The following is a 12358-nucleotide window of genomic DNA, read 5'->3' as shown; positions in this document are numbered from 1 at the left end:
GTCATAAAAAAGCCCGCGCTCGCTCGAGGGCTTTTGTCTCTCTGGCTGCCACTCAGGTACGCAGCCGATCGAGCTGACTGGCCAGCGCAGTGGCCGCTTGCTCCAGCGCTTCGCTCAGCTGATGGCTGGAGCTGGCCTCCTGCCCGATCACGTTGGCGGTATCACCGATCCGCATCAGGTTCTGGTTGATGGTATCGCTCACCGCACTCTGCTGCTCGGCGGCGGTGGCTACCTGACTGATGTGGTCGTGGATCTGCTGGATCTGGGCCACCACCCGATTGAGCGCCTCAAACGCCTGCTCGGTGCCCTGCACCGTGGTGGTGGAGCGCTCGATGCCGGTATTCATCAGACGCTGGCTGCTGCTCACCTCTGTTTGCAAACTACCAATCAGCTGGCCAATCTCGTCGGTCGATTCACGGGTCTTGGTCGCCAACGCCCGCACCTCGTCCGCCACCACCGCAAAGCCACGCCCCATGTCCCCTGCCCGCGCGGCCTCGATGGCGGCATTGAGGGCCAGCAGATTAGTCTGCTCGGCAATGGCGCGGATCACATCGAGGATCCGGCTGATATTGGTGCTGCGCTGGGCCACCAGCGCCACCGCCTTGTCCGCCTCATGCATATCGCCGACCAGAGTATGGATCTCGTTGCGAGCATTGCTGAGGGTCTGCTGGGCGGTATTGATGTGGTGGGTCGCCGCTTCCGACTCCTGCGCCGCCTGCTCGGCATAACCTGCCACGCTGACTGCCGTGGTGCTCATCTGGTGCATGGCGCTCACCACGCTCTCCAGCTCCAGATTCTGCTCATCCAGACTGTTGCGCATGGTGTCGGCGGTATGTTTCATCTCCCGCGCCTGCTGGTAGACCTGCTGGCCAATCCCCTTGCTCATTTGCACCATGCCCCGCAGCTTGCCGAGGAAGGCATTGAGCTGGGAGCCAAGATCGATCAGCTCCTGATGGGTGTCGATCTCCATCTGCTGGGTCAGGTCCCCCTCGTTGCTGGAGAGATGGCCCACATGGCGGCTGATAAGGGAAAGCGGCGCTGTGATGGTCTGGATAAACCAGACCAGCAGCCCCAGCACCAACAGGGTGATACCGCCCATGGCGATGATCTGCTGCCGCTGGCCATCCACCAGCAGGGTGCCCAGTTCATTGCTGATGGCGTGCGCCTTGCTCAGCGCCAGCGCCTTGGGCACCTTGATCATCAACCACCACTGGGTATTGGCAGCCTCAACACGAATGGGCTGATGAAGAATAAAGTCACTGTCGCTGCTGACCGGCTGACCGTCAGGCAGGGTCAGGCCCACCTCCTTGAGTGGACGGCCCAGCTTGTCGGCATAGCGGTTGCTGCCCACAATCAGCCCCATCTTGCTGACCAGGGTCACATCCGCCTTGTTGTCATAGAGGCTCTTGCCAAGGTTTTCAGCCAGTTGCTGGAAGATGGGCAGGTTCATATCCACCCCGGCCAGCCCGACAAACTTGCCGTCACGCAGCACGGGCACTGTCAGACTGGTCATCAGCATCTTGTTGCCCGGGCTGATTTCGTAGAGGTAGGGCTCCATCAGGCAGGGCTGGCGGGTATCGCGACCACAGAGATACCACTCGCTGTTGCGAATGCCAAACTCGTTGAGAGAGGTATCAAACTTGGCCTCGCTGGCAGCGGCGTCCACCGCCTGCTGAGCGACGGCCCCTCCCTGATCCTTGGTGAAATAGACCTCCAGACTCCCCTTGCCTGCCACCGAGTGGCTGGCCCCGCCCAGCCAGTTGCCATCCTCGCCATCATAGCCGTCCGGTTCAAACTGGGCGTAGATGGAACTGATCCCGCTCGCTTGCTGCAGGCTACTGCCGAGCAGAGACTCCACTTGGGGCCGCGACAAGCGCAGTTCCGGTTTGGCCATCCCGGCTTCAATCTGGGCGGTCACGGTCAGGGGGATCTGATAGGAGTTCTGCATCAGCGAGGCAATCTGGATGGCATAGCGCTCTGCCTGATACTGCAGGCTGCGGGAGACCTCCTCTTCCAATGCATCGCTGGTCTGGGTCATCACCATGTTGCGAAGGGAGCTGAAAGAGGCCGATTGCAACAGGGTCATGGCCAGCCCGGTCAGCAGAAAGAGCCCCATGGTAAGGCACAACAGCTTGAACTTGAGGGAACGTTGCTTCATGCGACAACTCCTTATGGCAGAATAACAACGAATTACTTGAGTATATTCGCCCACTTGCGCTTCACCCGATTTGTTGATGGGTTTGTGGCAGGCTTCTGGTTATAATTTTTGCCTTCCCGAGCGTTGATGGAACAGTCGCAATGAGCAATGCACTGAGCAGTGTCCCGCCGGTAGTCGCAATGGACTACCCCTTTCCGGCCAAACCTCTTCCCCTGAGTGCCGAGCAGAGAACGACCTTGACCACAGAAATCAAGGCGCTTCTCAAGGAGCGCAAGGCGGTACTGGTTGCCCACTACTACACGGATCCCGAGATCCAGGCGCTGGCCGAAGCCACCGGCGGTTTCGTCGGTGACTCGCTGGAGATGGCCCGCTTTGGCCGCGATCACGAGGCGCAAACCCTGATCGTCGCCGGGGTACGTTTCATGGGGGAAACCTCCAAGATCCTGAGCCCCCACAAGCGGGTGCTGATGCCGACTCTGGAGGCCGAATGCTCCCTCGATCTGGGCTGCCCCATCGAGCAGTTTTCAGCGTTTTGCGATGCTAACCCGGATCATACCGTGGTGGTCTACGCCAATACCTCGGCTGCGGTCAAAGCGCGGGCTGACTGGGTGGTGACCTCCAGCATTGCACTCGAGATCGTCGAACACCTCGACAGTCTGGGTCACAAGATCATCTGGGGCCCGGATCGCCATCTGGGCGCCTATATCGAGAAGAAGACCGGGGCACAGATGCTGCGCTGGCAGGGCCACTGCATCGTCCACGACGAGTTCAAGGCCCGTGCCCTGCGCGAGCTGAAAGAGCAGAATCCGGACGCCGCCGTGCTGGTTCATCCGGAATCCCCCGCCTCGGTGATCGAGCTGGCCGATGCGGTGGGCTCCACCAGCCAGCTGATCAAGGCGGCCAAAGAGCTGCCCCAGCAGAAGCTGATCGTGGCGACCGATCGGGGCATCTTCTACAAGATGCAGCAGGCCTGTCCGGAGAAAGAGATGGTGGAAGCACCGACCGGTGGCGATGGCGCTACCTGCCGCAGCTGCGCCCATTGCCCCTGGATGGCGATGAACGGTCTGGTGGCGATCAAGGAGGCGCTCACCGACGGTGCCGAGCGCCACGAGATCCATGTCGATGAAGATCTGCGGGTCAAAGCCTTGATCCCCCTCGATCGCATGCTCAATTTCGCAGCCGAACTCAAGCTCAAGACCCAGGGCAACGCCTGATTGCCGCCGTCATGAGATGCAAAGAGGGCTCCCGCGGGAGCCCTCTTTATTTATCTGAACCTCATCCTGCTCAGATGATCACGGTGGAGAGACTGTGCTCTTCATCCGGCGCAACGGTCACTCCCGCATCACCGGCGATAGCCGCTTCGACGCAGAGCATGGTGCGATAGCCATCGTCGCTCATGTCGGCCATGGCGGTGGCCCCTTCCAGCCAAGGGGTCCAGACCACCACGCTGTCGTGGTTGCCACTGACAACCCGGATCTCGCGCTCACCATCCTGCACCCTCACCAGCGCCTCTGGCTGCCAGTAGACCCGATCCAGCGGCCCGTTCAGGGTCAATGCACCCTGCTGCTTGGCATCCTGCCCGGTCAGCTTGTCGGCATAGGGCTCACCCAGACCGCTCACGCTCACCGCCTCCGGTGCGCTGATCTGCAAATAGGTGTGCAGCGCACCGCTATAGGTCAGCGGCTGAGCACCTGTGTTGCGAGTGGTCAGCACCAGTGAGAGCTCCTTGCCAACCAGTACATCCAGCTCCAGCTCGAAGGCGTGATCCCACAGGGCGCGGGTTGCGTCGCTGTCGCGCAGGGAGAGATGAACGAGTGTGCCATCGGCGTGATCGGAGACCCCGTCCAGCATCCAGAGGGTGGTACGGGCAAAACCGTGGGAGGGCTTGCCGCTACCGACGCGGGCGGGCGCCGGGCCAAACCAGGGCCAGCAGATCGGGATACCACCACGAACAGGCTTGCTGCCATCCAGCACTGCCTTGTCACTCAGCCAGATGGAGGCCGGCTCGCCATGACGCTGATAGCTCAGCACATGGGCGCCAAACAGGCTGATTTCTGCCTTGGCATAGTCGTTGTTGATGGTGAGAACCGGCAGACCGGCCGCATTGTTGGCAAGCTTGCAATTGGCTGTCAGGGGACGAATGGATTGCATGTGGACTCCTGTCATCAGGGGAAACCGAAAAACAAAAAGGCGGCCAATGGCCGCCTTTTTCAAGCTACGCGATTGCGCATCCCAAATTACTTGGAGATGTGAGCGATCAGGTCCAGAACTTTGCTGGAGTAGCCCATTTCGTTGTCGTACCAGGATACAACTTTAACGAATTTGTCGTTCAGCTGGATACCAGCCTTGGCGTCGAATACGGAGGTCTGACGCTCACCCAGGAAGTCGGTAGATACAACTTCGTCTTCGGTGTAGCCCAGAACGCCTTTCATAGCGCCTTCGGAAGCAGCTTTCATCGCTTCGCAGATTTCTGCGTAGGTGGCAGCTTTCTTCAGGTTAACGGTCAGGTCAACAACAGAAACGTCCGGAGTCGGAACACGGAAAGCCATACCGGTCAGCAGGCCTTTCAGTTCCGGGATAACTACGCCAACAGCTTTGGCTGCACCGGTAGAGGACGGGATGATGTTCTGAGCCGCACCGCGGCCACCGCGCCAGTCTTTGGCAGACGGACCATCAACGGTCTTCTGGGTAGCAGTGGTAGCGTGAACGGTGGTCATCAGGCCAGACTCGATACCGAAGGTATCGTTCAGAACCTTGGCGATCGGTGCCAGGCAGTTGGTGGTGCAGGAAGCGTTGGAAACGATGTCCTGGCCAGCGTAGGTAGAGTCGTTAACACCCATTACGAACATCGGGGTAGCGTCTTTGGACGGGCCAGTCAGAACAACTTTCTTGGCACCAGCAGCGATGTGCTTACGAGCAGTCTCGTCGGTCAGGAACAGACCGGTAGCTTCAGCAACAACGTCAACACCGATTTCGCCCCACTTCAGGTTGGCCGGGTCACGCTCAGCGGTAACACGTACGGTTTTGCCGTTTACAACCAGGTTGCCGTCTTTAACTTCAACGGTACCGTTGAAACGACCGTGAGTTGAATCGTACTTCAGCATGTAAGCCATGTAGTCAACATCGATCAGGTCGTTGATACCAACAACTTCGATGTCTGCACGCTCGCAAGCCAGACGGAATACGAAACGACCGATACGGCCAAAACCGTTAATACCTACTTTGATAGTCATATTTAGTTACCTAACTGTTCAGTAGTCAAAGAAAATTCCGCTTGTAAATTTACTAGAACTCTCCGGTGAGTCAACCAACATTCTGTCTGAAATTGCGCTATATCATGAAAAACTGTGAAATTAATTTTCTGTTTATGTAACTGATTACCACGTTTTGACGAAAAAAGTGCCAGGTCGTGGCATCGCGCAGATATCAACAATAGTGCCTACTCGGTCACACAACCATTCACAGAGATATGTAAAAATGTGCGCGGTTTAGCATGGCCAAAGAGCCACTGTTCAAGTACCACCCCATAAAAATCAAACAAAATAGTATAGATAGAATCCACAGCGGGAATTCTCAAACTATGACCACCCTGATTGAACAGCTGGCTGCCGCAAAAGGTATCGCCAGCGAGTATGTCGATGCCTGGGGCCACCCGGCCCAGGTATCAGAAGAGAGCAAGGCCGCCATGCTGGGCGCCATGGGCTACCGCGTCGATGACGAGGCCGCACTGGTGCAGCAGCTGGAAGAGGAGCATCGCCAGCACTGGCTGCGGGCGCTGGATCCTGTGATGGTGGTTCGCACCGGCGACGCCGTTACCCTTGAGGTTCGCCTCCCCATCGAATTCGTCAACGATGCCCTCACCTGGCAGCTCCAGCAGGAGCAGGGTGCAGTGCTGTCCGGTCAATTCACCCCCATCGAGGGTGAGCTGGTCGGCGTGGCCGAATTTGAAGAGATGGAGTGCCAGGCCTATCGCGTCACTCTGGAAATGGCCCCGGAGCTGGGTTATCACCAGCTGGTGCTGCTGGAAGAGGGCAATGACGAGCCGCTGGCCACCATGCGCCTCATCGTTGCCCCCAAGGCCTGCTACAAGCAGGCGCCGATTGCCGATGGCCGCAAGGTATGGGGTCCGAGCGTGCAGCTCTACTGCCTGCGCAGCCGCCATAACTGGGGTATCGGTGACTTCAGCGATCTGGGCCAGCTGGTTGAGAAAGCGGCCGCCTGGGGTGCCCACTTCGTCGGTCTCAACCCTATCCACGCCCTCTATCCGGCCAATCCGGAGAGCGCCAGTCCCTACAGCCCCTCTTCCCGTCGCTGGCTCAACGTGGCCTATATCAATGTGGAAGCGGTGCCCGAATTCCAGCAGAGCGCTCGCCTGAAGGCGGAAGTGGCGAGCCCTGCCTTCCAGCAACATCTGGCCGATCTGCGCGCCAAAGAGAATGTCGATTATACCGGCGTGATCCAGACCAAACTCGGCATGCTGCGTCAGGTGTTCGATGAAGCCACCCTGAGCGCCGAGCGTCAGGCCGCCTTTGATGCCTTCGTGGCCGCCGGTGGCGACAGCCTGCAACAGCAGGCAGTATTTGATGCACTGCAGGCCCACTTCTATGCCAAAGGCGAAAATGCCTGGGGCTGGCCGGTATGGCCGCAGGAGCTGCGCGATTACCACAACCCTGCCGTTGCCGTCTGGATGGCCGAGCACCCGCAAGATGTCAACTTCTACCTCTATCTGCAGTTCCTGGCCGACGAGCAGCTGGCGCAAGCCGATGCCCGTGCCAAGGCAGCCGGCATGGTGATGGGGATTTATCGGGATCTGGCGGTGGGCGTCTCCGAAGGCTCCACCGAGATCTGGGCAAACCAGGATCTCTACTGCCCGAAAGCCTCGGTCGGTGCGCCGCCCGATATCCTCGGCCCGCTCGGTCAGAACTGGGGCCTGCCCCCGATGAACCCGAACAAGCTGTTCGAAGCGGCCTACCAGCCGATGGTGGACTTGTTCCGTGCCAACATGCGCTCCTGCGGCGCACTGCGCATCGACCACGTGATGGCCTTGCTGCGCCTGTGGTGGGTACCGCCCGGAGCGTCCGCCGCCAAGGGCGCCTACATCTATTATCCGGTCAACGATCTGCTGGGCATTCTGGCCCTCGAATCCCACCGCAATCAGTGCCTGCTGATCGGCGAGGATCTGGGCACCGTGCCGGAGGGGATCGACGTGACCCTGAAAGAGAACGGCGTCCACTCCTACAAGGTGTTCTTCTTCGAGCGCTCCAAGGAAGATGGCGGCTTTATCTCTCCTGCGCACTACACCGAGCAGGCGATGTCGGCCCTGACCACCCACGACATGCCGACCCTCAAGGGCTTCTGGCACTGCGACGATCTGGCGCTCGGCCGTCAACTGGGTCTGTATCCGGATGAAGATGTATTGAAGACTCTGTATGCTGATCGTCACCAGGCCAAACAGCGGATCCTCGACAGCTTGCATGCCCACAAGGTCATCTCTGACAACATCAGTCATGACGTGAACTGGGTCGGCATGAACACCGAACTCAACCACGGTCTGCAGATCCACATGTCCCGCGGCAGCTGCGCCCTGTTCAGTACCCAGCTGGAAGACTGGCTGGAGATGGACAAGCCGGTCAACGTACCGGGCACCAGTTACGAATACCCCAACTGGCGCCGCAAGCTTTCCGCTGATCTGGAAGATATTTTTGCCAATGAGGCACTCAAGGCACTGGCTGGCAAGATGAGCCAAGCCCGTGATGAGGCCAGTCGTTGAGACGCTGTCTCCCACAGCGCTCTCACCTAAATCCACTCCGGCTTCGGCCGGAGTGGATGCTCTGTCATGAAAGGAAATCTCGATGCTCGTTGAACGTTTGGTTGCTGCCCGCTGTTCCGATCCCTTCTCTCACTTAGGCCTGCAGGCCAATCCGGATGGGCCCGGCCTCAAACTGACCGCCTGGTTGCCTGATGCCCTCGAAGTCCGCGTCAAGGATCTCAAGTCGGGCAAAGTCGTTGCCACCCTGGCGCCCACCGATGAATCGGGTCTTTTTGAAACTGTTTTCACCCGCCGCAAAAACTCCTTCCCCTATCAGCTGATCGCCAGCTACCAAGATGCCACCACCGAGGTCATCGACCCCTATCAGTTTCAGGATGCCGCCTGGGCAGGCCTGGCCGAACTGACCGCCCAGCCGGAAAACCTCTACCACACCCTTGGCGCCCAGCTGCGCACCGTGGAACATCTTGGCCAGCAGGTGGAAGGGGTGCGTTTTGCGGTCTATGCGCCGAGCGCCACCGCCGTGAGCCTCATCGGCGATTTCAACTTCTGGGATGGCCGCCGCCATCCGATGCAGCGCAGCCTCTGCGGTCACTGGGTGCTGTTTGTGCCGGACCTCAAGGCCGGGGATCGCTACAAGTTCGAGCTCAAGGACCCCATGGGCAACCGGCTGCCCCACAAGAGCGATCCGGTCGGCTTTTACTGCGAGCAGTATCCGTCGTTCGCCTCCGTGGTCTATGACCACGCCCAGTACCAGTGGCAGGATGCCGAGTGGATTGCCAGCCAGCACAACGACAAACGCGAGCAGCCGCTCTCCATCTATGAGCTGCACGTCGGCTCCTGGAAGCGCCACCCCAACGGCGACAGCCTGAGCTGGCGCGAGCTGGCAGTGGAGCTGGTCGCCTACGTCAAGGAGATGGAGTACACCCACATCGAGCTGCTGCCGGTCTCCGAGCACCCCTTCAGCGGCTCCTGGGGCTACCAACCGGTGGGCATGTTCTCCCCTACCAGCCGCTACGGCACCGCAGATGATTTCAAATACTTCGTCGACCAGTGCCACCAGGCCGGGATCGGCATCATTCTGGACTGGGTACCCGCCCACTTCCCGTCCGATGCCCACGGCCTGGCCCGTTTCGACGGTACCCCGCTCTATGAATATGAAGATCCGCGCCGTGGCTGGCACCCGGACTGGAACTCCTACATCTACGACTTCGGCCGCGACACAGTGCGCCAGTTCCTGGTAGCGAGCGCCCTGTTCTGGCTCGACAAGTTCCACATCGACGGCCTGCGGGTGGATGCGGTCGCCTCCATGCTCTATCTGGACTATTCCCGCAACGCCGGTGAGTGGGTACCGAACGTAGATGGCGGCAACCACAACTACGAGGCGATCAGCCTGCTCAAGTGGACCAACGAGGAGGTCTACGGCAAGTACCCCCACGCCATGACCATAGCCGAAGAGTCCACCGCCTTTGCCGGTGTCTCCCGCCCCACCTTCCTCGGCGGCCTCGGCTTTGGCTTCAAGTGGAATATGGGCTGGATGCACGACACCCTCACCTACATGCAGAAAGAGCCGATCCACCGTCGCTACCACCACAACGACATGACCTTCTCCATGGTTTACCACTATGACGAGAACTTCATCCTGTCGCTCTCCCACGACGAGGTGGTGCACGGCAAGCACTCCATGCTCTACAAGATGCCGGGCGACGAGTGGCAGCAAGCCGCCAACCTGCGGGCCTACATGGGCTTCATGTACGCCCACCCGGGCAAGAAGCTCAACTTCATGGGCACCGAAATCGCCCAGAGCAACGAGTGGAACCACGATGCCCAGCTGCCATGGCATCTGCTGCAATATCCCAAGCATGCCGGTCAGCAGCGGCTGATCCACGATCTCAACCACCTCTACCGTCATGAGCCTGCCTTGTATCAGGCCGATTATGAGCAGACCGGCTTCCGCTGGCTGGATCACAACGATGCCGACAACAGCATCTTTGCCTGGCTGCGGGCGGACAAAGAGGGCAAGCAGGCTATTGTGGTCGCTTGCAACTTCACCCCGGTGCCCCGTCTCGAATATCGGATCGGCGTCCCTGCGGCGGGCCACTATCGGGTGGTGCTCAACACCGACAGCGAGTATTACTGGGGTAGTAACTATGATGTAGGTCTGGTGTTCGCTGCCGAGCCGACCCCCTGGCAGGGGATGGCACACAGCATAGTGCTGGATCTGCCGCCGCTGGCGACCTTGTTTATCAAACAGGAGTCTTGATGCTTGTAATGGAAAAAGGGGTGGGCCACCCGCTGGGGGCCCGCCTTGACGAGAACGGTTGCCACTTCTGCGTCTGGGCCCCCCAGTCGGACAAGGTGGAGATCTGCCTGTACGACGAGCAGGAGCAGGAGCTGATGCGGCTGGAGTTGCCCGGCCGCCGTGGCCAGTATCGCTTTGGCTACGTGCGCGGTGTAAAGGCCGGTCAGCGCTACGGCTATCGGGTCTATGGCACCCCACAGGAGGGGATGCTGTTCGATCCGCAAAAACTGCTCATCGACCCCTACGCCAAGGCGCTCAGTCGTCCCACCTACTGGGATGAAGCTCTCTATCAGGGGGACAGTGCCGGGATGATTGCCAAGTCAGTGGTGGTGGATGACAGTTTTGACTGGCAAGGGGTTGGCAAACCGGGGATCAGCCCAGCCCGCACCATTATCTACGAGACCCACGTCAAGGGCTTTACCAAGCAGCACCCGGGGATCCCCAAAGCGCTGCAGGGCACCTACCTTGGCATCAGTCATCCGCTGGTTATCGAGCATATGAAGAGCCTCGGCATCACCTCGGTGCAGCTGATGCCGGTGGCTGCCTTCATGTCGGAACCGCGACTGGAGCAGCTGGGACTGACCAACTACTGGGGCTACAACCCCATCGCCTTCTTCGCCCCGGAGCCGCGTTACAGCACCCGAGCAGACGAGGCGGTGACCGAGTTCAAGACCATGGTGCGCGAGCTGCACCGGGCCGGGCTCGAGGTGATTCTGGATGTGGTCTACAACCACACTGCCGCTTCGGGCTTCGACGGCCCCACCCTCTCGTTCAAGGGCTTTGACAACGCCGGTTACTACGCGTTCGAAGCGGGTCCTCACGGCCCAGACTACACCCGTCACGCCAACGTGACCGGCTGTGGCAACAGCGTCAATCTGGATCACCCCAACACCCTGCGGCTGGTGCTCGATGCCCTGCGTTACTGGGTCACCGAGATGCAGGTGGACGGCTTCCGTTTCGATCTGGCGGTGACGCTGGCGCGGGAAGCGGGAGAGTTCGAGCCCATGGGCGCCTTCTTCAAGGCCGTGATGGCCGACCCTGTGCTGTCACAGGTCAAGCTCATCGCCGAACCCTGGGATATCGGCCCCTTCGGCTACCGGCTGGGTCAATTCCCGAGCCAGTGGCAGGAGATCAACGACCGCTACCGCGACACGGTGCGCGCCTTCTGGCGTGGTGATGCGGGCAAGATGGGAGACTTTGCCACCCGTCTGGTGGGCTCGCGGGATATCTTCCCGAAGAACTGGCGCTCCCCCCACACCAGCGTCAACTACCTCTGCTATCACGACGGTTTCACCCTGGAGGATCTGGTCTCCTACAACCAGCGCCACAATCAGGCCAACGGTGAAGACAATCGGGATGGCCACGGCAACAACCTCTCCTATAACCACGGGGTAGAGGGGCCGACCCTGGATCCGCGGGTCAACAGCCTGCGCCAGCAGCAGAAGCGCAATCTGATTGCCACCCTGCTGCTCTCCCAAGGCACTCCCCACTTCCTCGCCGGCGACGAGATGGGACGCAGCCAGCTTGGCAACAACAACGCCTACTGTCAGGACAACCAGATCAGCTGGGTCAACTGGCAGTGGCGACCGGAGGATGAGCGGCTGTTCGCCTTCACCCAGCAGATGATGGCGCTGCGGGCGGAGTCCTGCGTCTTCTCCAACCTGCAGCTGAGCGACGACAGCTGGAATGGCACCCCGTCCAGCTGCCATCAGGTCAACTGGTATCACCCGGACGGCCACCAGCTCACCGATCAGGATTGGCACGCCCCCATGGGGCAGGCGTTCGCCATGGATATCGGCATGATCAACTGTGTCGGCGAGCGCTGGTACGTGCTGTTCAACGCCAGCGACTACGATATCCAGTTCCGCCTGCCGCCGCCGGGGGAAGGGCTGGAGTGGATCCAGACCATCGACACCGCCACCAACGATGGCCTCCCCTTCCTGCCCGATGACATCAAACGGCAGGTGGCAGTCGGCCGGGCCCACTCCCTCAAACTGCTGGAGCGGGTGGCGCTGGCCAGCACGGCGGAGGATGCCCAGCCACGGCAGCAGGAAATTCTCCCTGTATCCGGTGAGGAGATGGTTGCCACCTCGATCACAGATACAGGCAAAGCATAAGAGGCATGCTGGAG

Annotated in this window: 7 protein-coding genes; 4 read left to right on the top strand and 3 right to left on the bottom strand. The window is 60.1% G+C overall.

The genetic code is table 11. The annotated features are described in order from the left end of the window. Positions 1 to 52: 52 nt before the first annotated feature. On the bottom strand, positions 53 to 2158 hold the full coding sequence (locus tag A9G06_RS08380; protein WP_069554905.1) for a methyl-accepting chemotaxis protein: 2106 nt from the start codon (positions 2156 to 2158) through the stop codon (positions 53 to 55). A 140-nt stretch (positions 2159 to 2298) separates the two neighbouring features. On the opposite strand from A9G06_RS08380, the gene nadA reads away from it, so the two are divergent. Beyond that, a complete protein-coding gene (gene nadA, locus A9G06_RS08375) occupies positions 2299 to 3372 on the top strand; it encodes a quinolinate synthase NadA (protein WP_005335706.1) in 1074 nt (357 codons plus the stop codon). A 70-nt stretch (positions 3373 to 3442) separates the two neighbouring features. On the opposite strand, the gene A9G06_RS08370 is transcribed toward nadA, so the two are convergent. Together A9G06_RS08370 and gap are read right to left on the bottom strand one after the other, a co-directional pair. After that, positions 3443 to 4309 carry a D-hexose-6-phosphate mutarotase gene (locus A9G06_RS08370; protein WP_069554904.1) on the bottom strand — a complete coding sequence of 289 codons (867 nt, stop codon included), beginning with the start codon at positions 4307 to 4309 and terminating at the stop codon, positions 3443 to 3445. 86 nt (positions 4310 to 4395) lie between these two features. Next, positions 4396 to 5391: a type I glyceraldehyde-3-phosphate dehydrogenase gene (gap, locus tag A9G06_RS08365; protein WP_005335708.1), complete on the bottom strand. Its 996-nt coding sequence runs from the start codon at positions 5389 to 5391 to the stop codon at positions 4396 to 4398. 347 nt (positions 5392 to 5738) lie between these two features. Between gap and malQ the strand changes: the two genes are divergently transcribed. From malQ to glgX, 3 genes are all read left to right on the top strand, one after another. Further along, positions 5739 to 7928 carry a 4-alpha-glucanotransferase gene (gene malQ, locus A9G06_RS08360; RefSeq protein ID WP_069554903.1) on the top strand — a complete coding sequence of 730 codons (2190 nt, stop codon included), beginning with the start codon at positions 5739 to 5741 and terminating at the stop codon, positions 7926 to 7928. Between the two features lie 82 nt (positions 7929 to 8010). Next, positions 8011 to 10188, top strand: coding sequence for a 1,4-alpha-glucan branching protein GlgB (gene glgB / locus A9G06_RS08355; RefSeq protein ID WP_069554902.1), 2178 nt, complete (start codon positions 8011 to 8013; stop codon positions 10186 to 10188). Further along, positions 10188 to 12344, top strand: a complete 2157-nt coding sequence (gene glgX / locus A9G06_RS08350; protein WP_069554901.1) for a glycogen debranching protein GlgX — start codon at positions 10188 to 10190, stop codon at positions 12342 to 12344. Before glgB ends, glgX begins: the two co-directional genes overlap by 1 nt. The last annotated feature ends 14 nt before the right edge of the window (positions 12345 to 12358 follow it).

Origin of the sequence: Aeromonas sp. DNP9 (assembly GCF_001728955.1) — a bacterium.
Taxonomy (GTDB): Bacteria; Pseudomonadota; Gammaproteobacteria; order Enterobacterales; family Aeromonadaceae; genus Aeromonas; species Aeromonas veronii.
Note: the sequence above shows the minus strand (reverse complement) of the source record. Positions and strands in the feature narration are given on the sequence as shown.